The sequence below is a fragment of the Nocardia goodfellowii genome (assembly GCF_017875645.1).
Taxonomy (GTDB): Bacteria; Actinomycetota; Actinomycetes; order Mycobacteriales; family Mycobacteriaceae; genus Nocardia; species Nocardia goodfellowii.
Genome location: NZ_JAGGMR010000001.1, coordinates 1,481,751 through 1,504,744, shown reverse-complemented (window position 1 = coordinate 1,504,744; position 22,994 = coordinate 1,481,751). Strand labels below are relative to the sequence as shown.

The window sequence follows — 22,994 nt, the reverse complement described above, 5'->3', positions numbered from 1 at the left end:
TCCGTGCTTATTCAGCGGCAGGTGGTCGACTACGCGCTCCGGCGCCGGTCGTTGCTGGCTGACGTGTATGCGGGCCGGGTGGGCGTCGCCGAGGTATGTGATGCGAATCCCTACCTCCTGCGTGCGGCCAAGTTCCACGGCCGGGGGAGCGAGGTTACGTGCCCTATCTGCAGGAAAGAGCAGCTGACACTCGTATCCTGGGTCTACGGTGACGAGCTCGGACCGGCAGCCGGGTCCGCTCGTACCCCCGAGGAGCTGGTGCGTCTCGCCGAGACGCGGTCGGAATTCTCGGTTCATGTCGTCGAGGTATGCCGGACCTGCAGCTGGAATCATCTGGTGCAGTCCTACGTGCTCGGCACGGCTCCGGCCCCGACACGGCGCCGCGCGAACCGGCGTACTGCCGCCGAATGAGCTAACCGCGAACGCGGGCGTCGGCCACGGCCGCCAGACCCGAAGACCCGCAGTCCGATACGAGTTATGGAGATCTTGTCAGTGAATTCGCCTTACGAGACTTCCCCCTACGGCGATGATCCGCACGGCGGCCGTCCACAGCGAGGTTCACATCCGGCTCCCGGCTCCCCGGAGCGACGGCAGGGTCCCCCACCCGGTTTCCGCCCGCTGCCCCCGCCACACGCGCGGGACCCGCGGGAGCGGAATCCGCGCGGCGATCAGAATCCACCGCCGCCGCAGGGTGGACCGCGTAATCCCATGCCACCGCGGCAGGGTCCGCCGCCGCAGGGTCGCCCGCCCCAGGGCCCGCCGCCGCAGGGCCGCCCGCCCCAGGGTCGCCCGCCGCAAGGCCGGCCGCCCCAGGGCGCACCCAATCCGCAGGCCACTCAAAAGCTTCCGAACCCGGGTCGTCCGGGTTCGCTGAGTGAGGCTGTGGCCGAACGCAATCGACGTCCCGAGGCGGGCGCCGGCGCGCGTCCCGCGACGGGTTCGCGCCCGGTGACAGCGCCGCGCCCGGCGACCGAGCGTCCCGGCGCCGACCGTCCCGGCCGCGATAATCGTCCCGGTGTCGAGCGCACGGGTCGCAACAGCCGTCCGACCGGTCCGACTTCCGGCGAGCGCCGGGTGACAGCGGGCGGTCCGCCGTCCGGTCCCCCGCCGCGCCGCGGCGGCCGCGGTGGTGACGGCGGCGACGACGGCCCCGGCAAGCGCCGTCCCGCCCAGCGCAAGCGGTCGCCGTGGAAGATCGTGCGCCGCACCCTGTATGTGCTGATGGCGCTGGCCATCGTGGTGCCGAGCACCGCGTTCCTGATCGCCTACTCCTCGGTGTCGGTGCCCAAGCCCGGTGATCTGAAGAACAATCAGGTCGCCTTCATCTACGGCAACGACGGCGAGACCGTGCTCAGCAAGGTGGTGCCGCCGGAGGGCAACCGCACCGACGTCACCATCGATCAGATCCCGCCGCACGTCCGCAACGCGGTGATCGCCGCCGAGGACCGGGATTTCTACACCAACCCGGGTTTCTCCATCTCCGGCTTCGCGCGCGCCGCCCGCGACAACCTCATGGGCAAGGAAAGCGCCGGTGGTGGCTCGACCATCACCCAGCAGTACGTGAAGAACGCGATGGTCGGTGACGAACGCTCGTACACCCGTAAGCTGCGCGAGCTCGTCATCTCGGCGAAGATGGCGCGGCAGTGGAGCAAGGACGAGATTCTCACCGCGTATCTGAACACCATCTACTTCGGTCGCGGCGCATACGGTATCGACGCGGCGGCCAAGGCCTATTTCGGTAAGCCGGTGCAGGAACTCAGCGTCCCCGAGGGCGCGGTGCTGGCCGCCACCATTCAGCTGCCGTCGGCGCTGGACCCGGAGAAGAACCCCGAGGGCGCGAAATCGCGCTGGGGTTATGTGCTCGACGGCATGGTCGACATGGGCAACCTGGCGAGTACCGAGCGCCAGGGTATGCAGTACCCGACCGTGGTGCCGCTCGCCTCGACCCGGGACAAGTCCCAGGATTCCGGACCCGAGGGCCTGGTCAAAGCCCAGGTGCTCAAGGAGCTCGCCGCCGCCGGCATCAGTGAGCACGAGCTCAACACCGAGGGCCTGAAGATCACCACCACCATCGACCCGAAGATGCAGCAGGCCGCGGTGGATGCCGCGACCAAGAAGATGCAGGGTGAGCCCGAGCAGCTGCGCACCGCGTCGGTGTCGATCGATCCGCGCACCGGTGCGGTGCGGGCCTACTACGGCGGCACCGACGGTCAGGGCTGGGATTACGCGAATGCCCCGCTGCAGACCGGCTCGGCGTTCAAGGCGATCGGCTTGGCCGCGAACCTGGAGCAGGGCGTTCCGCTGTCGCAGATGTACGACAGCTCGCCGCTGACCGTGAACGGCATCAAGATCACCAATGTGGAAGGCGAGCAGTGCGGTATGTGCACGATCGCCGAGGCGATGAAGCGCTCGCTGAACACCAGCTTCTACCGGATGCAGCTGGACATGGGCAACGGCCCGAAGAAGATCGCGGACATGGGCCACAAGCTCGGTATCCCGGAAACCCTTCCGGGCGTGGGCAAGACGCTCTCCGAGCCGGACGGCTCCGGCCCGAACAACGGCATCGTGCTGGGCCAGTACCAGGCTCGGCCGCTCGATATGGCCTCGGTGTTCGCGACTTTCGCGGCTTCGGGCGTCTACCACGCGCCGCATTTCGTGACCAAGGTCGTCAGCGCGGACGGACAGGTCTTGCTGGACCGCGGTGAGGTCCCCGGCGAGCAGCGGATTTCCGCGGCCGTCGCGGACAACGTCACCGCGGCGATGAAGCCGATCGCGGCCTGGTCGCGCAACCACCAGCTGGCCAACGGCCGGGAGTCCGCCGCCAAGACCGGCACCGCCCAGCTCGGCGATACCGGCGAGAATAAGGACGCCTGGATGGTCGGCTACACGCCGTCGCTGTCCACCGCGGTGTGGGTCGGCAGCGTCGACAACTCCAAGCTGCGCAACTACCAGGGCGGCATGATCTACGGTTCGGGTCTGCCGTCGGACATCTGGAAAGCCACCATGGACGGTGCGCTCTCGGGCACCCCCAATGAGACCTTCCCGAAGCCGGCCCCGATCAAGGGCCAGGCCGGTGTGCCGGAGTGGTCCGCGCCCTACACCGCGCCCTCCAGCACCCAGCAGCAGTTCGTGCCGCCGGTGATCGTGCCGAGCCAGGTGGAGATCCTGCCCGGCATCACCATCCCGGTGCCCGGCGTCCAGCAGCCGCAGCAGCAACAACAGCAGCAACAGGAGCTGCCGGAAACCCCGGATTCCGGTCCGCTGCCCGGCCAGCCGGTCGCGCCGACCGACGGCGCACAGCCGACCACGACGAATTCACAGCGTCCGAGCAACAACGGGAACGGCAACGGAAACCAGACGCAGCCGACAACTCGGGAACGGTAGGCGCGCTGAGGTTGTCGAGGGGTGTCTACTGATGCGCCTGTAACCTCGGGTGCCGTGGATCAGCAACTGACGGACGCGCGGACGAATGGGAGTGTGCCGCTGTCCAGTGGGGGGCAGGAGCTCGTCGAGGCGGACCATCCGGGTGCGCGGTATGTGTTCGCCGGGCCCCCGGCGCCGGATCTGCGGTCGGCCGATGGACGAGATCGGCCGAGCCGCAACGACTCCCTGACGGCGCAGCTGTCCACGGTGGTGGGTGGCCCGGTCGGCGATCACGCGCTGATCGGGCGCGCCCGGTTCTGGACGCCGCTGCGGGTGCTGTTCCTGTTCACCGTGTTCTTCCTGGCGCTCGGCTGGGCGGCGAAGTCGCCGTGTATCCAGCAGACGACCGCCTCGGACGGGCGGCCGATGCTGGACTGGAACAACGGACGCCAGTACACCGCCATGTGCTACTCCGACACCGTGCCGCTGTACGGGGCGGAGCGGCTGGACGAGGGCGCGTTCCCGTACAAGAAGAAGTGGACCGAGGAGCGGCCCGACGGCGGGGTCGAGACCCGGTACATGGAGTATCCGGTGCTGTCCGGGCTGTACCAGTACCTGGGGATGCAGCTCGCCAAGTCCTGGGACGCCTCGCCGTTACCCGGCGCGCTGCAGGTGGTCATCTACTTCAACGTGATCGCGCTCGGGTTGGCGCTGGCCTGGCTGGTGACGGTGTGGGCGTCGGCCTCGCTGGCCGGTCGGCGGATCTGGGACGTGGCGCTGATCGCCTGCTCCCCGCTGGTCATCGTGCACGCGTTCACCAATTTCGACGCGCTCGCGACCGCCTTCGCGGCGACCGGTCTGCTGGCCTGGGCGCGCCGGCGGCCGGTACTCGCCGGCGTACTGCTCGGGCTGGGCGGCGCGGCGAAACTGTATCCGCTGCTGCTGCTCGGGCCGATCGTGGTGCTGTGCCTGCGGGTGGATCCGATGCATCGGACCCCGAGTTCCCGGTTCGGACAGCGACTGCGCGATATCGACAGCGGTGCGGCCGCACTGACCTGGATCCGTGAGACACCTTCCCGCGTCCGGCTTGTGAGCGTGCGCCCGCTCGGCGCCGCCGGAGTGGCGGTGGGCGCGGCATTGGGCACCTGGCTACTGGTGAACCTGCCGATCGCGTTGCTGTTCCCCGACGGGTGGCGAGAGTTCTTCCGGCTCAACACCACCCGGCACGCGGACCCGGACTCGATCTACAACGTGATCACCTCGTTCACGGGGTGGAGCGGGTTCGACGGGCCGCTGGAGCACGGACAGCCGCCCACCGTGCTGAACACGGTGTCGCTGGTGCTGTTCGTCCTGGCCTGCCTGCTCATCGCCTATCTCGCGCTGACCGCGCCGAAGCGGCCGCGACTGGCGCAACTGTGCTTTCTGGTGGTGGCGGCGTTCCTGCTGACCAACAAGGTGTGGAGTCCGCAGTACTCGCTGTGGCTGGTGCCGCTGGCCGTGCTGGCGCTGCCGCATCGCCGAATCCTGCTGGCCTGGATGACAATCGACGCGCTGGTGTGGGTGCCGCGGATGTTCTACTACCTCGGGCTGGATCGAAAAGGCTTGCCGGAGCAGTGGTTCACCGGCACCGTCGCGCTCCGCGACCTCGCCGTGCTGGGGTTGTGCGCGTTGATCGTCTGGCAGGTCTATCACCCCGAACAAGACCTGGTACGCCGCGATTTCGTGGACGATCCGGTCGGCGGGGTCGCCGATCGTGCGCCCGATCCGCTGCTGCCGTGGCTGCCGGAGTGGTTGCGTCCGTGGGATTCGGTGCGCGACCACCACCCGGCGCGGCCCGTGGAGCAGCTCCGCCGCTAGTCGACGCGCAGCAGCCGGGCTTGCCGATGCGGGTCGGGCGGGAGCAGGTCGAGTTCGAGCCGCCACGCGCTGCCGGTCCACGGATCGAACATGGGGGTGTCCGAGAGCGTCGGCAGGTGACGGCAGGCCTGGGACAGGACCGCGATGGTCTCGTCCTCGGATTCGGATTCGTCGGTGCCGACGATCATGATGGACAACCCGATCAGATCGCCGCGCAGCATGAGCGCGCCGATGCGCTGCGCGTCGACAGGCTGGTAACCGTGCGGGAAATCCGCGGCGATCAGCACTCGATGCTCGGCCGGTGGGGTGAAATTGTCGCTGTTGTATGCCATTTCGGCGAGTTCGGCCTGGTCGGCGAGGGCTTTGATACGGGGCGAGATCTCGCTGTGGTCGGTGACCACCGGGCCGTTCAGCAGCGGGAGCAGTGGGGCGATCAGTCCGGTGAACGCGCCGGACAGGTCGATCACGTCGAGGCGGCAGCGGCGGGTGGGGTCGGCGGCGCGCAGCCGGGCCAGGAGCGCGCCGACCACCGGGACGACCGCCGCGGAGCGCTCGGTATCGATCCACAGCGGCCTGGTCAGGGGCACCGGGACGCAGTACGGAATCCGCAGTGGCCCACGCTCTTCCGCGTACAGCTCGCCGAGACGGATGCCGTCGGACTTGGCGGCCGGGCGGTCCCAGGCGGCCGAGTCCCAGGAGGCCAGCGCGGGCGGCAGCTGATTGTCGGCGTCGGCTAGTTCCCGGATGAGGTGTTCGCTGTCGCGGCGATGGTTCGCCTCGGCGGTGGCGATCAGGTCCTCGTAGCGCTGATGCGCCGCTTGCCGGGCGGCCGCACCGGCCGGGCTGTTGCGGGTGGCCGGGTCCGAGACGGCCGCGGACAGCTCCTCGTCCAGCCGGTCGGTGGCGTAGTCGCGCGCGGCGATGAGGGCGGCGGCCGAGCGGGCGGCGTCCTCGAAGATCATCCAGAGGCGTTCCACCCCGTGGGTCATCTCCAGTGGTGCGCCCGCCGAGTGCTCGGCCTGCTGCGGGCCGGCGATCGCGCCCTGGTCGGCGCCGTGCGGGGTGGCGGCCTGCGCGGATCGCACGTGCGCGTCCGGCCCCGGGTGATCCACCTCGACGCCGTGCGCTGTCAGCAGCACCGGGAGACCACCGGAGTACCCCTGGCCGACCGCGCGCACCTTCCACGCCATACCCCGGCGATACACCTCGAGACAGATCAGCGCGATCTCCCCCGCCAGCGGCGTGATCGCGAATTCGGCTGTCACGCTTCCGTTCTCGGACAACGCCGCCGTCACCGGCCCGAGCCCGCCCAGCGGCGCCGGGTCGGCGCTGACCACGAGCAGCACCGCCTTGGCGTCGGCCCGCACCTGCGACAGCGTGACCCGCACCTCGTCATCGGCCAGTCGCACTCCCGCCGTGGCGGTCTGGTTGTAGAAGACGAAGTCGCCGGTGTCGAACACCCGCAGGTTCTCCGCCACCACCAGCGCGGAGACATCCAGTGCCGCCGAGGCTTTCGCACCGAAACTGATGACGTCCGCGGTCAACGGCGTGTTCTGACCGGCCCTGAGCTGAATCATGTGGTGTCCCCCGCTGTGTCGCGCCGAAGCGGCTAGTTCGCCGACAGGAAGCGGCCGAGCTGCGGAATCGCCTCACCCGGATGCTTGGCCTGGAAGCCCTCACCGAGCGCCTGCATTTTCCAGTCCGCCCCGGCCCGGTACACCTTCGCCATCGCCATCCCGGTGAACGCCATGCCGCCGGCCAGCGTGTAGCGCGCCAGCTCGGCGTTGTTGATGCCGTCGATCAAGCGGCAGAACGCATTCTGCACCTGCTCGAAGGTGTGGCCCTTGTAGGAGGTCACGATGAAGATCAGCGTGCTGATGTGCGCGGGGATGCGGGTCAGGTCGACCAGGATCATCTCGTCGTCGCCCTCACCCTCACCGGTGAGGTTGTCGCCCTGGTGCCGGACCGAGCCGTCTTTGGACGAAAGCTGGCCGTAGTAGGCGTAATCCGCCGGGTTGGCGTCGGCGAACATGATCACCGAGGCGTCCAGGTCGATGTCGACGGTGCGATTGCCGAACATGCCGCGGGTCTGCACCGGATCCCAGCCCAGGCCCATCTTCACGAAAGTCAGTGCGGCGCCGCCCTCTTTGCGCAGCGTGACCCGCTGGCCCTTCACCAGGCTGACCGAGCGGTCCTTGCTGAGACTGACCTCGCCGGTGGACTGCGGCGCCGGGGCCTGCTGGGTCGGCGGCGGGTAGCTCTGTCCGGCGGGCGGGGCGTACTGCTGCTGCGGCGGGTAGGTCGGCGGGTTCACCGGCGGCGGGCTGGCCTGGGCGGCGGCGGAGGACGCGGAATCCTCGACGGTCACACCGTGATCGGTGACCAGCGCGGCGAAACCACCGGCGTAGCCCTGCCCGACCGCGCGCACCTTCCAGGACCCCTGCCGCCGGTACAGCTCCAGCGCGATGACGATGGACTCGCTCTGCAATCCGGTGATCTGGTATTCGAACAGCTGGTTGCCGCTGGAATCCGAGACGAGCGCCGTGGGCGGGGGGAACTGGCCGAAATTGCTGGACGCGTCGTCCAGCGTGATCACGGCGCGGATCTGCTCGATATCCGGCGGAACCGAATTCAGCGACACCGCAAGCGAAGCGGGCTGACCGGCGGGCGCGGGCTGCAGGTTGACCCCGGGACCGCTGGGCTGATTGAAGAACACGAAGTCCGCGTCCGAGCGAACCTTGCCGCGCTCGGTTACCAGCAGCGCGGACAGGTCCGCGGGCGCCGCGAGCTGGACGGAGATCACCACATCGTTGGTGGCCAGCGGACCGTTCTGGCCCTTGGCGAGTGTTGCGGACAAGGTAGACCCTTCGCTTGTCGGTGCATTCGATAGTCACTCTACGAGAAATGTGGCGGCTCCCGCCGGAGCAAACGCCACACTTCCGTTAGGGTGACGCCCGAAGCGGTCGGAAGGCAGGCAACTCTCCACATGGCGCAACTGTTGGAACAATCGAAAAAGGTCGTCGAGGCTCATCTCAACGGCACCAGCATTCGTGCGATCTCGGGCTCGATGATCGCCTACGAAGGCAACGTGCAGTTCAAATCCGCCGGTTTCGGCGGCGGCGAGGGCGTACTCGCCGGGATGAAGCGCCGCGCGACCGGCGAGAAGCTCTCGCTGATGGAATGTCAGGGCCACGGGCGTGTCTTCTTCGCCGTGAACGGCCAGGACGTCTCGGTGGTGAACCTCAACAACGAGACATTGCAGGTGGAATCGCAGCAGCTGCTCGCGTTCGCCGGGAATCTGCGCACCGATGTGCGCTTCGCGGGGGTGAGCGGCGCGTCGAGCGGGCAGGGCCTGTTCACCACCACGGTCACCGGGCAGGGGCAGGTCGCGCTGCTGTCGGCGGGTGGGCCGCTGATCCATCTGGAGGTGTCGCCACAGTATCCGCTGACCGTCGATCCAGACGCGTTCGTCGCCGCGCAGGGCAATGTGCAGTCCTCGTTCATCACCGACGTGTCCTGGCGCAGTGTCGTCGGTCAGGACGCCGGCGAGGCGTTCCAGATCCGCTGGGACGGCCAGGGTGTGGTTTTGATCCAGCCGGCGGAACGGTAGGGGCAGCGATGTTCGAGAAAGTCAACGGCAAGGTCGTCAAGGTCAACGTCGGAATGGCGGGCGGCGTGGTCGCCCGCAACGGCGCGATGCTGTTCTACACCGGCGATGTCTCCTTCGCGCCGCACCAGATTCCGGGGGCCCAGCAGATGGGCGGCGGTGGCGGCCTGATGCGCATGGCCGGCCGGATGATGGCCGGTGAGCACGAGCGCACCATGCTCGCGCAGGGCAATGGCGAGGTGCACTACGGATTCGCCGGGCTGGAAGTGCATGTGGTGCAGATGCAGCCGGGCGCGGTGCTGCGGGTGGAGGCTTCGCGGCTGCTCGCGAATACCGCCGCGTTGCAGAGTTCGATTGTCTCCGTGATGAGTTCGGGTGGCGGCGGTGGTGGCGGCGGCCTGATGGGCGCGCTGCGCGGTGCCGCGACCGGCGCGCTCACCGGGCAGGGCATGTTCACCACGCAACTGTCCGGGCAGGGCGCGGCGGTGCTGCTCGCGCACGGCGGATTCCTGGAACTCCAAGTGGGCGGGCCGAATCCGGTCGTGGTCGACCCGCAGGCGTTCATCGCCGCCTACGGCAATGTGCAGACCGAGTTGAAGTCGGCGGCCAGCTGGCGGGACGCGGTCGGCAAGGGTTCCGGCGAGGCGATGCAATTGCATTGCGCCGGACAAGGTGTCGTGTACGTGCAGGCCTCCGAGGAGAAGTTGTAAACCATGGCTCAAGTGTTCAACCCCATGAATCTCGGTGAGAGCGACAACATCCCGGGAAACGACTACGCCTACTGCATCGACCTGAACAAGCCGTGGTTCACCCGCAAGGGCGCGATGATCGCCTACTACGGGCAGATCCAATTCCAGATGCTCACCCACGGCCTGCAGGGCGGGCTGATGCACATGGTGTCGCAGCAGTTCTCGGCGCCGCTGTTCACCGGCGACTACGTGATCGCCGAGGGCCACGGCAAGTTGATCATCGGTGACCGCGGCTACAACATCAATTCCTATGACCTCGAGGACGGCAACCTCACCGTGCGCGCGGCCAACCTGCTCGCCTTCGAGCCGGGGCTGTCGCTGAACCAGTCCATCGTGCCGGGATTCCTGACCTTGATCGGCACCGGAAAGTTCCTCGCGTCCTCCAACGGGCCGGTCATGTTCGCCGAACCGCCACTGCGGGTGGACCCGGAATCGCTGGTCGGCTGGGCGGATTGCCCGTCGCCGAGCCACCACTACGACCAGCGCTGGATCACCAGCTTCCTGGCCGCGGGTGCGGCCCGGATGGGCGTCACCTCCGGGGAGGAGCGCCAGTTCGACTTCACCGGGGCCGGGACGGTGCTGATCCAGTCCAGCGAGAAGGTGATGAACGACGCGATGCTCGTGCGCACCATCGAGGGGCAATTGCAGAGCGGCATCGGCCCCAGCGGGCTGCAGCGTTTGCAGGCGACGATCATGCAGCAACTGCAGGGCCAGCAGCAGTACTGACAGTCGCCCCCATTTCCATGGGGTGGGTCCGGCGATCGGCGGCGCTAAGGTGAGAGCCGATCCGATCGTCGGACCGGACGGTCGTAGCGGTATGAGAAGTGAGGCGTGCATGTCGCACCACCGGGGTAAGCGGATCGCGCTGGCGGCGCTACTAGGGGCCGCCGCGCTCGGCGTAGGAGTGGCGCCGGCCGCGGCGGATCCGGTGATCACCAATCCCGGCGTGGTCAAACCCGCGCTCAAATCGGCGGACGGGTCCTATGTCGACAAGGTCGCGACCAAGGACAGCCGCAATGTGCGGATGCAGATCTTTTCCACAGCCATGAACAAGAACGTGTCGGTAGACGTGCTGCGGCCGGCCGACACCTCGGTCCCGCGCCCGACGCTGTACCTGTTCAACGGTGCCGGCGGCGGCATGGACGACGCGTCCTGGCGGCGCAATACCGACGCGCTGGAGTTCCTGGCCGAGAAGAACATCAATGTGGTGCAGGTCGTCGGCGGGGCGTGGAGCTTCTACACCGACTGGATCGCGCCCGACCCGGTGCTCGGCGTGAACAAGTGGCAGACCTTCGTCACCGAGGAGATGCCCGCGCTGATCGACGCCGCGCTCGGCACCAACGGCGTCAACGCCATCGCGGCGCTGTCGATGACGGGCACCTCGGTGCTCAACTTCGCGATCCAGAAGCCGGGCCTGTTCCGCAGCGTCGCGACCTACAGCGGCATCGCGCAGGTCAGCGACCCGATCGGGCAGCAGATGGTGAAACTGACCGTGGAGACCTGGGGCGGCGGCGACACCCAGAACATGTGGGGTGCGCCGGACAATCCGCTGTGGGCGGCCAACGACCCGCTGGTCAACGCCGAGAAGCTGCGCGGCACCCATCTCTTCTTCTCCACCGGCAACGGCATCCCGGGTGAGTACGACAAGCCGGGCGGCGAGTTCCGCATGGAGGCGCCGGAGGACACCCCGCAAACCGTCGCGCTGGGCGGCATCATCGAAGCGGGCGTGAACTGGTCCAACCAGAACATGAACAACCGCCTGAACCAGCTGGGTATCCCCGCCACCTTCGTCTATCGCGACAGCGGCACGCACTCCTGGGGTTACTGGCAGAACGATCTGAAGGCCTCCTGGCCGACCCTGGAGAAGGGCTTGTTCGGCTGAGAATTGTTCTCTTGCAACAATTTTCGGTACAGACAAGATCGTCGGATGGTCCTATGATCGCTGGCGAAGGGGGCCCTCGGAAAGGAACTATGCGTACTTTCAAGCTTGCCACCGGAGCCACCGCCCTCGCCGCCGCGGCGATCACCCTGTTCGCGGGCACGGCCACGGCCGCGCGCACCGCCGACGCGGTGGGCGGTAAGGACAACATCACCGTCTCGATCAACAACACCGACGACAAGTGCTGGTCCGGAACCGTGCTGCTGGACGAGATGATCCAGCAGGTCCTGCTGACGCCAGAGAAGCCGTCGGCGGTGCTGGCGAACATCAAGGCCGGCACGTATCAGGTGCGAATTCACGTCTACGTCGGCGAGGGCGAGAGCTGCACGGTGAACACGCCGGCCGTCGAGCTACTGAACAAGAGCGTCGAGGTGGGCGCGACGAGCGCCGGGAACCCGCTGCAGGAGCTCATCGAATCCGGCAGCGCGGCTCTCGGTCAGAAGTAGTCGCTCGCTCAGGCGGCCAGGGCCGGGGACTCCTGGATCAGCCAGTCGATGATCTCCTCGCCGGCCAGAATGCCGGAAGCCCGGGTGATCGTCAGGTTCGGACTGGTCCAGTCGAGCTGCTCCAGTTCGCCATGGCGGGGACGGATCGCCGCGTCGGCGGCGCGCAGCATTTCAGCGTCCAGCGCGCCGTCGCCCGCGGCGAGCGTGGTCGCGTCCTCGGTGAGTTCACCGGACTCGGTCAATCGGCGTCGGACCTCCGCTACCGCGATGCTCTTACAGACCGCTCGCGGCATCGTGTAGATCTTGCGACCCTGCTGCGAAGCCGACCAGCCCCGGGCCTGACACCACGCGTCCCATTCGGCGAGGAAACCGTCCGGCACCTCGCGAGGTTGCACCACCAGGTAGGTGAACAGGTCGTCCGCGACGCGGAACTTGCTCACCCAGGAGTCGTCGACGCGGGCCCGCAATTCGGCGTTGATCTCCGACAGGGTGGCGCCGCCCGCACGTACCTTGGCGTCGATACCGGTGCGCCAGCGCGTATCGGGTACACCATCGACGAGGATGTTGCCGCCGTTGCTGGTGATGGCGTAGCGCCAAGGCGCGCCGGGCAATTGGATGCGCTGGAACTGCTTGATGGTGCGCGTGGTGGTCGGGATGACCGCGGCGGATTCGGTGAGCGCCTGCATTCGCAGCGCCGCGGCCGTGGTCATGAACGACAGCGGCGCACCCTCCAGGTGTTCCACGCACACGGTCGGCACCTCCGCGCCGGGCGACATGGCGTTGCGCGAGTAGATCATCGTGCGATCGAGGTCGGTAGCTACCAGAGTCTGACTTCGGGGCCTGCTGAACAGCATTTACTTGCGCACTTCCTTGATCAATCCCATGCACGAATAGGCAAGGTCTGGAACGACTTCCACCGGCACGCCGCGCGCTCCAGCGAGCATGCGCAGGTGCGCGTGCTCGGGCGCGTCCGCTTCGCGGACCAGCACCCGCCACGGGACCCGGCGCAACAGCACCCGAGTCGTCTCGCCGACACCGGGTTTCACGAAATTCACACTGGTAATGCCGTACTCGGCCTGCACCTTCTCCACCGAGGCCCACCCGGACCAGGTGGGCGTGCGGTCGCTGCCCTGGATCTCGGCCACCGCGGCGGGTACCTGGTCCCGGACGACGCCGAACGCCGCGCTGACGGTGTCGAGCAGCCGCCCCGACACATCGGCATCGGCCAGCTCGCGGTAGAACTTCGCACCGTGGAAATCACCGGGCCCGATCAAGGTGTCGTTCAGTACGGTGCGCGAAACCAGGCCGGACACCGTGGAATTCAGGCAGGCCGACGCGATGAGGAAGTCGTCGCGAGTGCCATAGGTGCGCACACAGTGACCGGGGTCGGCCAGCACCGCCAGTTCACCGTTGAACCGCGCGCCGCCCGCGGCGTGGTAGGCGGCCAATGCCTCGTTCAACTCGTGCGTGATCGCACCCTTGCCGGTCCAGCCGTCGACGAACACGATCGTCGACGGATCGTGGTGGTGGGCAAGGTAATCCAAGGCCACCGCGTCGATCCCCCGATCACGCACGATCGAGACCGCGTAGTGCGGCACATCCAGGCTCGGTAGCTCCGCGCCCCGCCCGGATCTCAACCAGCGCTTCATCAGGATGCCGATCGGGGTACCCGCTCGGGCCAGCGACACCAGCACGATGTCGTCACCACGTTCGGCCACAACGAGTTCGGCGACCGTTCCCACCGCCAGCGCCAGCCGCTCGGCGCTCTCGGCCAGCACCTGGTCGAACAGCTCGCGGTAAGCGGCGTCGGGCTGGAATTCGATCGGCAGCGACTCCGCGTAATGCGCCGCACCCGCCTGGATCCGCCGTTCCCGCTCGGCCACATCCGCCTCGAGATCCACCTCGGAAAGATCCTTCAGCAGCCACGAAACCTCTTCGGCCGCATACGATCCGAATTCCGGCCCGTGCAGCGGTGGCGGGAGAACCAGCGCCGGTCTCGACGCGGTGTGCGCTCTAGTCACAGCCGGTCCTTCATCGTCTGGGCTCGCGGCGCTGCCGGTTCGTGCGTCGCTCGGAACCAGATCGGCACCGTTGTCGGCCGGACGGGTGAGTTCCGCGGTTCCGTGTTGCTCGGCAGCACGAGCCGCTGCGGCGGTCCGAGCCGGGGATGCGGGTGCGGGCCCCGAACCTTTGCGCTGGTTGTGCAGCTCACGCGGGTCAACTCCCGGCAGCACGGCGACGAGGACATCGGCTCCGGACGCGGTGAGTACGTCCACCAGCCCGCCCGCGCCGACGAGCTCGGCGGTGTCGGCGGGCTTGTCGATCACCACGACCAAGACGGCGGCCGAGTCGGTTTCCGAACTCCCGGTGATCGGCCGCGGTTCCGCGTCGGGATCCGCATTCCACTGCGCGTTGTACAGATAGCGCGGTGCTTCGGTGTCGAATTCCGGTGCGGTGAACCGGAAGCCGCGGCGCAGCGGGTAGCCGGGCTCGTCCAGCACGTAGGCGGGCGAGCGGGTGGTGGTCTGGAATTTGGTCGGCACACCGGATTCGGCGAGGGCCGACGCCAATCGCAGCGGCAGATACATCAGTTCTTCGTGGCCCAGCACGATCGCGGGGCGGCCCGGGGCTTCGGCGTCCAGTCGCGCACGCAATGCCGAGGTGGCGGCGCCGACCGCCGCGTCGAAGGCCGCACTGTCGGAGTTGAGGATGCCGTGCCGCCCGCCCTCCGGAACCGAGGACGGCCAGGGCAATTCGATCCGGCTGAACGATCCCCGCTGCGAGGCAACGGGATTCAGCCGTGAATCGGGTAGCGCGGTGACCGCGTCGATCAACCCCTCGGGCAGCGTAGTGCGACCGGCGGCCAGGCAGACGGTGTCGATCCGCGCGCCCAGCTCGGCAGCCGCCTTCTCGAAGGCCACGCGATCGTCCTCGGTGCGCATGTCCACCAGCGAGGCCAGCAAATAGTGCGAGCGGGGAGCGAACGCGTGCAGCGCCCGCACCGCGTCGATAGCGGTTGCGCCGGTAGAGATCTCGTCATCGACCAGCACCAGCGGCTGATCGTTCAGGAAGATCGCGGCGGGCATCGGTTGCAGCAGATGCGAGGTGGCGTGCGAATGGCCCTCCTCGAATCCGGTCAGCGTCTCCGCCTCGGCCACCTCCCGGCGAGTCGAGTGCAGGTAGCAGCCCGCGCCGATGCGCGCGGCCACGATATGACCGAGACCCGTTGCGGTTTCGGCGAATCCGAGGACGACCACGTCCTGCTCCCCCACCGCGGCGCGCACCAGGTCACCCAGCCGGTCACCGGCATCGAGCACCACGCGCGGATCGGTCGGCAGGTGTTTACCGAGCACCGTCGACACCAGCAGATGCGCTCGCCGTGGGTTCCCCCGCCGCAGGCCGGGCTGGATGAGCGCCGGGATGGACGATTCGGTGCTGTGCCCTTGCTGATGCCGCAGTTCGAGGCCGAGTTCCCTGGTGGCCCAAGGTAGCGCGCTCATACCTTCACCAGAGCGGTCAGCAGATCCACGAACGACACTCCCTTGTTCGCCACTCCGAACACCCGCGCCCGCAGCAGCGTCTGATGCGCCCAACTGCGATGCGGGCGCATCTCGTTCATCTTGTTGCGGTACTCCGAGGCCGCGACCCCGCCGACCTCCACCTGCAGGATGTCCAGCGCGTCGGAGTACTCCTCGTGACTGACCACCGACAGAGCGTGCACCGCGGCCACATGCGACGGATGGATGACCGTCTTGCCCTGCATGCCATTGGCCCGATCCAGGGTGATCTCCCGCAGCAGCCCGTCCAGATCCCGGCTCACCAGGTACTGCCGGAACGGCACCGCGTCGGATTCCTCGAACGGCGCGGTGCGCAACAGCGGCCGGAACATGCGCTCGTGGTCGGCGAAGTACTCCCACACCGGCCCGGTGATGACGAACCCGCTACCGTCGGCGCGGCCCAGGTAGTTCACGATGTCGGCGATCACGTCGGCGACGACTCGCACGTCGTAGATGGTGAGGTCGCGGTCGCGGCGGATGCCGAAGGTCGAGCACATGTCGGTGGCGCCGACGCGCACCGCGAGCACCCGCTCCCGATGCTCGTCCAGCAGCGCGGCGATCTCGGTCAGCTCCTGATCCCGGGTCTGCCGGTGCACCAACGCCTTCGATTCCAGCACCGGCATTCCGTACACCGGCCGTTGCAGCCGCTCGGCCGCCGCCTCCAGGGCATCGAGATATTTCGCGCCGGTGGAGCTGTCGAACTTGGGGAAGACGAATCCGGTCAGCACCGCGGCGCCCGCGCCGAGCTGGTGCGCGATCTCGCCGACGGTGTCGGCGTCGCGGACCCGCACGAACACCAGCGGATTCGGCTCCATGCTCTCGGCCAGCAGGTTCAGAGACGCGACCGCTTGACGCTTGGCGTCTTCCACCTCGTGATCGGCGACCGCGTCCTCGAGATCGATCACCATCGAGCACACGCCGCGCGCGGCCCGTTTTCGAATCGTCTCGGTCAGGTCCGGACGCGTCGCGGGCGCGTAAAGCGTTGCCCCCAAAGCGATTGCGAGCATTTCCCGATCCGTGCTGGCGCCGAACGGTTCCGGCGGCCGATGAAACAGATGTCGTACATCCGGTCCGTGCAGCTGCCGAAAATGGCGCAGCGGCAAACGCTTCCGCAGGGATACCTCCTGCTGGACGGCGATGCCAGCGGTCATCGGTGCCCCATCCCCAACCTCATTCTCGTTGATTTCCTGCTTGTTTTCTCATTCGATCCACCACACCGGCTATGAATTCGGTGACGGCATCCAGTTCCGTCACATAGGCCCAGTAATCGGGGTGTCGCCCCGTAAGTGATTCGGTTATTCGGTCGATCCGGTCCACCTGCGCGTCGAGCACAGATCCCCACTCGGCGACGAGCCCGAGCCTGACCGCGAGCATTTGCGCGTCCCGCAGCCGGAAGCGTACGGCCTTCACCTTGTCTTGGGGATCCGTACGGACCGCACGCAGCAGAGCGAGTCGTTTGGTGACGGCGTCGACCTGGCGTTCGGCCTCGGCGAGGTTCCCCCGCGCGGTAGCGGTCAGTTCAAGGGCTAACTCCGGGTTGTTGTCGGCCATTGCCGCCCGCGCCTGCTCCAAGGCGGCGGCAGCAGCGTCCATGTCTCGCTGGCTCTCGCGCCCATTGTTCGCTAGATCCGCCGAACTTGCAGCATTGAACTCACGCAGCAATGCCGAGTACGCGGGATCGAGTCGCTCCGCACGGGTCCGCACCGCCGATAACCTGGTATTCACCGAGGTGATCGCGGTGCGCGCGGCTCCGAGTCGAGATGGGGCCTGCGCCAACGCATCTGCCAATTCTGCGGTAGCTGCCTCCAGGCGGGTGGCCGCCGTGCGCACTTTCGCGGCCGCACCGCGCCCGCCGCCGGCGGCCTCCAGTTCGGCCGCCTCCACTGTGATGAGAGCCTCATCGACGGCCGCCGACCGGGCACGCACCGACGGATACCCGGCGAACTCGCTCGCGACCGCCTCGCCGCGCACCTGCGCGGCGGCGAGCTTCACCTGCTGCGCCAGCTGCGGCACCGACCCCAGCACCGCGAGCGCCTGCTCGAGCTGGGATTGATTCCCGCGATAGAACTCGTCCACCCCGCGGGTCGCCTCGACCAGCTGCCGGGTCACGGTATCGGCCCGCTGCTGCCCCTGCGGGAACGGCGACTTCTCCCGTTCGGCCTTCTCCAGTTCCTCGGTCAAACTCAGGTACGCGCCGGCGGCCGCATAGCAACGGGCGCGTACCGGCTCCCACCCCGCCGCGTGCCCCCGCTCGGGGTAGATCTGGTCGGCGGCGTGCACTGCCGCCTCGGCCGCGCTCTGGCGCCGATCCATCTCCAGGAACGCCTCGGCCAACCGCGCGCGGGCGGCCTCGATCCACTCATTGCTCTCGGATGGCCGGAACCAACCACGCCTACGGCCTGCCACGCCCCGATCGTATGCGGTGTTCAGGAACGACCGCCGTATCCAGTTCCTACGCAAGTCCGGCGAAACCTACTACTGTCGTTGACGTACCCGGCTATTCGGACATGCTGGGAACCACTAGACGGACTATCGAAAGGGATTCCCGCATGGGTGTCAGTTTGTCCAAGGGCGGAAATGTCTCGCTGAGCAAGGCGGCGCCTGGCCTCACCAAGGTGGCCGTCGGCCTCGGATGGGATGTTCGGACCACCACCGGCACCGACTTCGACCTCGACGCCAGCGCCATCGCGACCGGCGCCGACAAGAAGGTCGTCTCGGACCAGCACTTCGTGTTCTTCAACAACCTGAAGTCTCCCGAGGGCGCGATCGAGCACGCGGGTGACAACAAGACCGGTGAAGGTGAGGGCGACGACGAGGTCATCAACGTCGACCTGGCCGGCACCCCGCCGACCATCGAGTCCATCTTCTTCCCGGTCTCGATCTACGACGCCGAGACTCGGCAGCAGTCGTTCGGCCAGGTCCGCAACGCCTACATCCGCGTCGTGAACCGCGACAACGGTGAAGAGCTGGCCCGCTACGACCTCTCCGAGGATGCCTCCACCGAGACCGCCATGGTCTTCGGTGAGCTGTACCGCAACGGCGCCGAGTGGAAGTTCCGCGCCATCGGTCAGGGCTACGCCGCCGGCCTGGCCGGTATCGCTCGCGACTACGGCGTCAACGTCTAAAGACAGCGCGAACGAAGAGGGGGCTCGCCGCCGAGCCCCCTCCTCGTATGTGCAAGCCATGATCAGTGGCGTGCAAATAAGGGGGGCGGCAGTTGGACATCCAGCGCGTCAGCGACCACGCTGAAAAGACCCCGCTATTCGTTCTCATCTGACATAACACGAAAGGTCCCCCAGTGGTCCTGCGCATATACGGACTCTCCATCGCCGTCACGGTGGTATCGCTGATCGCGGCCTTCCTGTACGGCGGCCCCGAGGCGTTCATCCTCTGTGCCATCCTCGGTGTCCTCGAGGTGTCCCTGTCCTTCGACAACGCCGTTATCAACGCCACCATCCTCGAGCGGATGAGCGAATTCTGGCAGAAGATCTTCCTTACCATCGGCGTGCTCATCGCCGTCTTCGGTATGCGCCTGGTCTTCCCGCTGGCGATCGTCTGGGTCACCGCCGGACTCGATCCCCAGCGTGCCTTCGACCTCGCGTTGAACCCCCCCGCCGACGGCGCCCTCACCTTCCCCGACGGCAGCCCCAGCTACGAGAAACTGCTCACCGACGCGCATCCGACGATCGCAGCGTTCGGCGGCATGTTCCTGCTGATGCTGTTCCTGAACTTCATCTTCGAAGAGCGGGAGATCACCTGGCTCGGCTGGCTGGAGCGCCCGCTGGCCAAGGTCGGCAAGCTCGACATGGTCGCGGTCGTCGTGGCCGGCATCGCCCTGATCCTCACCGCCGAGTTCCTCACCGCCGACGAGGACCGGTCCACCGTCCTGCTCGCGGGTCTGCTCGGCATGGTGATCTACATCGCGGTCGACGGGCTCGGCTCCCTGTTCCACACCGAGCAACTCACCGAAGAACACGAGGGCGGCCCGTCCAAGCTGGTCAAGGCGACCGGTAAGGCCGCGTTCTTCCTGTTCCTGTACCTGGAAGTGCTCGACGCCTCGTTCTCCTTCGACGGTGTCATCGGCGCCTTCGCCATCACCTCCGACCCGATCATCATCGCGCTGGGCCTGGGCCTGATCGGCGCCATGTTCGTCCGGTCCATCACGGTGTACCTGGTGCGCAAGGGCACCCTCGGTGAGTACGTGTTCCTGGAGCACGGCGCGCACTGGGCCATCGGCGCCCTGGCGATCATCCTGTTCATCTCCATCAAGGTGCACGTTCCGGAGCTCGTCACCGGTTTCATCGGCATCGCGCTGATCGGTGCGGCGTTCCTGTCCAGCATCATTCGCAACAAGCGCAACGGCGGGGACGACGCCCCGGAGGTCGAGCTGGAGAAGTCGGCGACCCCGGTCGGCTGAAGCTCGGATTCGCACTGACGCAAACGAACGGCCCCTCCTCCGGGAGGGGCCGTTCGGCGTTGTCACAGCATGCGGTACGGCTTGTGCAGGGCTTTCGCGCGGCGCAGCGACATTCGATGCCAGACGGCCTGCTGGAACGCCAAGGTGGCCCAGCCCGCGACCGCCATACCGGTCAGATTCACCACCAGTTGCAAGCTCGACCCCCACACCGCCTCGCTTACACCGAAAACCGCGCCCAGGGCGATATTGCCGGAAGCGGGCACGGTGGTCACCGAGATGAAGACACCGGCCATGCCGGTCGCCTTGGCTGACGTCAGTGCCAGCACACCCGCCATCGCCGCCACCACCGCGACGATGAACGACCACTTGTCGGGCGTGTAGATGAACGCTGTACTCGGGCGCGGGCCGATCACGTCATCGACGGTGATCCAACCCAATCCGCGCCCGATGAGCGCCAGCACGAAGGTGACGGTGATCGAGACGGCGAACCCGATCAGCAGGGTCCGCAACGCCAGGCCCAACAGCGTGAAGCGCCGGCGCACCAGGGCGACCCCCAGCGCGGCGATGGCGCCGAATTCGGGGCCGAGCACCATCGCGCCGATCAACAACACCTGCGAATCCAGGACTATCGCGATCGAGGCGATCACGGTAGCCAGGGTCATGAAACTCAGGTAGGTCCAGTTCAGCTCGGTTTCCTCGTACGAGCGCTGGGCCACATCGGCCCACACCACCGCGTCGGAGCTACTGCCCGGCGTGCGGACCTCGGCGTCGAAACCGCTGCGGGAGAGCCAGGTTCGCACCGCGTCGACCTCGACGGTGCCCTCGCGGTGCACGCCGAGCTCGCGTAAACGAGTGATCACGTCATTGCCCGCCTCCCGGGCAACATCGGCGAGCACCAGATCACCGGGCGGTTTCACCGATGCGCCACGAAGTACCGACAGTCCGGTGACGGCGTCGTCCTCGTCGAAGATCTTGATCACTGCATCGGTCATCGCGGCCGGCGCGTTGACCCGGATGTGCAACATTCACCCAGTGTGCCGCGAGTTCGCCTGCGCCACCGGCTAACCGGCGGGCACCAGCGTGCCGGGCGCGTACCGCGGCACGGCGGGCGGCTCCGGCCGGGCCCCACGCAGACCGGAGCGCAGGAACAGGAAGAACAACAGGCCCAACAGGATCGCGCGCCCCCACACCCCGAACTGCACGACACTTTCCGAGATCTCCACCCATCGGCCGGTGGCGAGGGCATGGAAGTAGCGGAAGACACCGATCCCGATCGCGGCGTCGGCCAGCAGGTAAGCGCCGATCACCGGCCACGGCACCTCGAGCAGCACCAGGAACGGCAGCAACCACAGCGTGTACTGCGGTGAATGAACCTTGTGTAGCAGCATGAATCCGCAGAGCATGGCTCCGCTGACACCGACCCAGGGATAAACGCCGGTCTCCTGACAGCGCTTCCAGCCCAGCCACAACGCCACCGCGAACGCGGCGAGCATCAGCGTCGGCGAGGCGAACGACACCAACTGCTGGAAGGAGACCTCGCTCGCGTAGTCCGCGCCGAACAGCCTGCGCAGACCCCAGTACCAAATGGAATTGGTGGTGATATCGGCCGTGCGCATCTGCTGGAACGTGATCGACGCGCGCCAGCCCTCGTAGCCGGCCAGCAAGAACGGCAGGTTCACCGCGACGACCGTGCCGACCGCCGCGCCCAAGGTCAGCATCGCGCCGCGCACGTCCAAGCCCCTGCCCTTCCGGTCGCTGGTCAGCACGAAAGCCAGCAACGGGAGGACGAAGATCCCCGGATAGACCTTCAGACAGAACCCGAGACCGAGCAGGATCGCGGCCAGCACCCCTCGGGTGCGCACCGAATACCTGGTCGAGATCACGACGTACACCGCGGCCACGGCCGTGCACACGACCGGCAACTCCCAGTTGTGGAAGCCGTAGAGCACCAGTGGCGGGCCCGCCGCCCACAACAGCGCGGTGCGCCCGGCCAGCAGCACCAGCAATACCGCCGTCAGCAGCGCGAACGGGGCCAGCAGCAGCGCCGAGTGCAGCAGGAATTCGGCGTCGTTGTCCGCGCCGATGCCGCCCAGCCACATCAGCAGGCCGCTGAGCACCGGATATTCGACCGCGCCACCGGTCAACCCGCCATCGGCGGTGATACCGCCGTGGATATAGGGAAAGACATGCTGATCGATTTCGCGGCCGAGCCAGAGGAACTGGATGTCGGAATAGCAGACGTCGGAATCCTTGACGACGTCGAAGGAAGTGCTGCGACCGTCGCTGTAGAACGGCGCGCCCGCGCACCGCGCCTTGTTCGCGTAGGCCAGGGCCAAGGTCATCGCGCAGAGCAGGAAAGTAACCGTGACCAGGGCAGTACGGCGGGATAGCCGGGGGAAACGACGAGCCGTCGCCGCGCGCAACCGGGCGCCCTCGACCCCCTCCGCATCCGTCTCGGGACCGCGCGACGGGACAGACCACGAGGGCTCGCGGTCCGAAACCAGGTCGCTCACAGCCGGTCCGGTCGACATGCGCACCACCCTAGGTGCCTCCGGCCGCGAACGCTTCCCCCACAGACCCGTCAGATCGATTTCGAGGTTGACCTGGGCTTCATGTAGCCTTGTCGGGTTGCTGACGCAACGACCCTCCTGCCACGGAACGTCCGTGGCCGACTTAGCCCACAGGAGGTGATTGGTCCGTGCGTCATTACGAAGTGATGGTTATCCTCGACCCGAGCCTGGACGAGCGCACTGTTAGTCCGACACTGGACAACATGCTGAACGTCGTCAAGACCGAAGGCGGCAAGGTCGACAAGGTCGACATCTGGGGCCGTCGCCGGCTCGCCTATGAAATCTCCAAGCAGGCCGAAGGCATCTACGCGGTGGTCGATCTGACCGCCACCCCCGCCACGGTGAGCGAGCTCGACCGCCAGCTGGGTCTGAACGAGTCGGTGCTGCGCACCAAGGTTCTGCGCCACGGCAAGTGACCCCCTCGATTGCGTCGGTGCCTATGCCTAGGCTCTAGCGCAAAGCGAGTGCAAGGCGGACTGCACACCGAGC

19 protein-coding genes are annotated in these 22,994 nt (G+C 67.3%); 11 read left to right on the top strand and 8 right to left on the bottom strand.

Going from position 1 to position 22,994, the window contains the following annotated elements; all coding sequences use genetic code 11:
• The first annotated feature begins 21 nt into the window (after window positions 1-21).
• From BJ987_RS06345 to BJ987_RS06335, 3 genes are all read left to right on the top strand, one after another.
• Complete coding sequence (locus BJ987_RS06345) at window positions 22-411, top strand: DUF5318 family protein (RefSeq protein ID WP_209897929.1); 390 nt, start codon at window positions 22-24, stop codon at window positions 409-411.
• 810 nt (window positions 412-1,221) lie between these two features.
• Window positions 1,222-3,384, top strand: coding sequence for a transglycosylase domain-containing protein (locus BJ987_RS06340; protein WP_209897927.1), 2,163 nt, complete (start codon window positions 1,222-1,224; stop codon window positions 3,382-3,384).
• A gap of 99 nt (window positions 3,385-3,483) precedes the next feature.
• Window positions 3,484-5,220, top strand: coding sequence for a glycosyltransferase family 87 protein (locus BJ987_RS06335; protein WP_372446929.1), 1,737 nt, complete (start codon window positions 3,484-3,486; stop codon window positions 5,218-5,220).
• Here BJ987_RS06335 and BJ987_RS06330 read toward each other — a convergent pair.
• Complete coding sequence (locus BJ987_RS06330; RefSeq protein ID WP_209885567.1) at window positions 5,217-6,797, bottom strand: TerD family protein; 1,581 nt, start codon at window positions 6,795-6,797, stop codon at window positions 5,217-5,219. The two genes, BJ987_RS06335 and BJ987_RS06330, sit on opposite strands and share 4 nt — an antisense overlap.
• Before the next feature lie 32 nt (window positions 6,798-6,829).
• The gene (locus BJ987_RS06325) at window positions 6,830-8,077 is read right to left on the bottom strand and encodes a TerD family protein (RefSeq protein ID WP_209885565.1); all 1,248 of its coding nucleotides are present in this window, start codon (window positions 8,075-8,077) and stop codon (window positions 6,830-6,832) included.
• 129 nt (window positions 8,078-8,206) lie between these two features.
• Here BJ987_RS06325 and BJ987_RS06320 point away from each other — a divergent pair, with 129 nt between their 5' ends.
• The 5 genes from BJ987_RS06320 (at window position 8,207) to BJ987_RS06300 (ending at window position 11,961) form a co-directional block, all read left to right on the top strand.
• Window positions 8,207-8,830 (top strand): AIM24 family protein, encoded by a 624-nt coding sequence (locus BJ987_RS06320; RefSeq protein WP_209885563.1) that lies wholly within the window; start codon window positions 8,207-8,209, stop codon window positions 8,828-8,830.
• An 8-nt stretch (window positions 8,831-8,838) separates the two neighbouring features.
• Window positions 8,839-9,537, top strand: coding sequence for an AIM24 family protein (locus BJ987_RS06315; RefSeq protein ID WP_209885561.1), 699 nt, complete (start codon window positions 8,839-8,841; stop codon window positions 9,535-9,537).
• 3 nt (window positions 9,538-9,540) lie between these two features.
• Entirely contained in the window at window positions 9,541-10,302 is a 762-nt protein-coding gene (locus tag BJ987_RS06310; protein ID WP_209885559.1) for an AIM24 family protein, read from the top strand.
• A 109-nt stretch (window positions 10,303-10,411) separates the two neighbouring features.
• Window positions 10,412-11,458, top strand: coding sequence for an alpha/beta hydrolase (locus tag BJ987_RS06305; protein WP_209885557.1), 1,047 nt, complete (start codon window positions 10,412-10,414; stop codon window positions 11,456-11,458).
• An 89-nt stretch (window positions 11,459-11,547) separates the two neighbouring features.
• Entirely contained in the window at window positions 11,548-11,961 is a 414-nt protein-coding gene (locus BJ987_RS06300) for a hypothetical protein (RefSeq protein ID WP_209885555.1), read from the top strand.
• A gap of 8 nt (window positions 11,962-11,969) precedes the next feature.
• Here BJ987_RS06300 and BJ987_RS06295 read toward each other — a convergent pair whose 3' ends face one another.
• From BJ987_RS06295 to BJ987_RS06280, 4 genes are read right to left on the bottom strand one after another with little or no spacing between them, the layout of a single operon-like run.
• On the bottom strand, window positions 11,970-12,758 hold the full coding sequence (locus tag BJ987_RS06295; protein WP_245365841.1) for an HAD family hydrolase: 789 nt from the start codon (window positions 12,756-12,758) through the stop codon (window positions 11,970-11,972).
• A gap of 57 nt (window positions 12,759-12,815) precedes the next feature.
• The gene (locus tag BJ987_RS06290; protein WP_209885551.1) at window positions 12,816-15,461 is read right to left on the bottom strand and encodes a phosphoribosyltransferase; all 2,646 of its coding nucleotides are present in this window, start codon (window positions 15,459-15,461) and stop codon (window positions 12,816-12,818) included.
• Window positions 15,458-16,669 (bottom strand): HpcH/HpaI aldolase/citrate lyase family protein, encoded by a 1,212-nt coding sequence (locus BJ987_RS06285; protein ID WP_209885549.1) that lies wholly within the window; start codon window positions 16,667-16,669, stop codon window positions 15,458-15,460. Before BJ987_RS06285 ends, BJ987_RS06290 begins: the two co-directional genes overlap by 4 nt.
• A gap of 19 nt (window positions 16,670-16,688) precedes the next feature.
• On the bottom strand, window positions 16,689-17,924 hold the full coding sequence (locus BJ987_RS06280) for a hypothetical protein (RefSeq protein ID WP_307869516.1): 1,236 nt from the start codon (window positions 17,922-17,924) through the stop codon (window positions 16,689-16,691).
• A gap of 143 nt (window positions 17,925-18,067) precedes the next feature.
• Here BJ987_RS06280 and BJ987_RS06275 point away from each other — a divergent pair, with 143 nt between their 5' ends.
• On the top strand, window positions 18,068-18,643 hold the full coding sequence (locus BJ987_RS06275; RefSeq protein WP_209885547.1) for a TerD family protein: 576 nt from the start codon (window positions 18,068-18,070) through the stop codon (window positions 18,641-18,643).
• 173 nt (window positions 18,644-18,816) lie between these two features.
• Window positions 18,817-19,935 (top strand): DUF475 domain-containing protein, encoded by a 1,119-nt coding sequence (locus BJ987_RS06270; RefSeq protein ID WP_209885545.1) that lies wholly within the window; start codon window positions 18,817-18,819, stop codon window positions 19,933-19,935.
• 62 nt (window positions 19,936-19,997) lie between these two features.
• Here the strand turns inward: BJ987_RS06270 and BJ987_RS06265 are convergent, their stop codons facing one another.
• Window positions 19,998-20,960 carry a DUF389 domain-containing protein gene (locus BJ987_RS06265; RefSeq protein ID WP_209885543.1) on the bottom strand — a complete coding sequence of 321 codons (963 nt, stop codon included), beginning with the start codon at window positions 20,958-20,960 and terminating at the stop codon, window positions 19,998-20,000.
• 36 nt (window positions 20,961-20,996) lie between these two features.
• Window positions 20,997-22,277 (bottom strand): glycosyltransferase family protein, encoded by a 1,281-nt coding sequence (locus tag BJ987_RS06260; RefSeq protein WP_245366605.1) that lies wholly within the window; start codon window positions 22,275-22,277, stop codon window positions 20,997-20,999.
• Window positions 22,278-22,633: 356 nt separating this feature from the next.
• Between BJ987_RS06260 and rpsF the strand changes: the two genes are divergently transcribed.
• Window positions 22,634-22,921 carry a 30S ribosomal protein S6 gene (gene rpsF, locus BJ987_RS06255; RefSeq protein WP_209885541.1) on the top strand — a complete coding sequence of 96 codons (288 nt, stop codon included), beginning with the start codon at window positions 22,634-22,636 and terminating at the stop codon, window positions 22,919-22,921.
• Window positions 22,922-22,994: the final 73 nt, after the last annotated feature.

What these genes read in the sequence shown, in the direction of transcription:
- BJ987_RS06320 (WP_209885563.1), top strand. Translation starts at nt 8,207, where the DNA reads ATGGCGCAACTGTTGGAACAATCGAAAAAGGTCGTCGAGGCTCATCTC.
- BJ987_RS06275 (WP_209885547.1), top strand. Translation starts at nt 18,068, where the DNA reads ATGGGTGTCAGTTTGTCCAAGGGCGGAAATGTCTCGCTGAGCAAGGCG.
- BJ987_RS06305 (WP_209885557.1), top strand. Translation starts at nt 10,412, where the DNA reads ATGTCGCACCACCGGGGTAAGCGGATCGCGCTGGCGGCGCTACTAGGG.
- BJ987_RS06265 (WP_209885543.1), bottom strand. Translation starts at nt 20,960, where the DNA reads ATGTTGCACATCCGGGTCAACGCGCCGGCCGCGATGACCGATGCAGTG.
- BJ987_RS06340 (WP_209897927.1), top strand. Translation starts at nt 1,222, where the DNA reads ATGGCGCTGGCCATCGTGGTGCCGAGCACCGCGTTCCTGATCGCCTAC.
- BJ987_RS06310 (WP_209885559.1), top strand. Translation starts at nt 9,541, where the DNA reads ATGGCTCAAGTGTTCAACCCCATGAATCTCGGTGAGAGCGACAACATC.
- BJ987_RS06295 (WP_245365841.1), bottom strand. Translation starts at nt 12,758, where the DNA reads ATGATCTACTCGCGCAACGCCATGTCGCCCGGCGCGGAGGTGCCGACC.
- BJ987_RS06330 (WP_209885567.1), bottom strand. Translation starts at nt 6,797, where the DNA reads ATGATTCAGCTCAGGGCCGGTCAGAACACGCCGTTGACCGCGGACGTC.
- BJ987_RS06290 (WP_209885551.1), bottom strand. Translation starts at nt 15,461, where the DNA reads ATGAGCGCGCTACCTTGGGCCACCAGGGAACTCGGCCTCGAACTGCGG.
- BJ987_RS06300 (WP_209885555.1), top strand. Translation starts at nt 11,548, where the DNA reads ATGCGTACTTTCAAGCTTGCCACCGGAGCCACCGCCCTCGCCGCCGCG.
- BJ987_RS06285 (WP_209885549.1), bottom strand. Translation starts at nt 16,669, where the DNA reads ATGACCGCTGGCATCGCCGTCCAGCAGGAGGTATCCCTGCGGAAGCGT.
- BJ987_RS06315 (WP_209885561.1), top strand. Translation starts at nt 8,839, where the DNA reads ATGTTCGAGAAAGTCAACGGCAAGGTCGTCAAGGTCAACGTCGGAATG.
- BJ987_RS06260 (WP_245366605.1), bottom strand. Translation starts at nt 22,277, where the DNA reads ATGACCTTGGCCCTGGCCTACGCGAACAAGGCGCGGTGCGCGGGCGCG.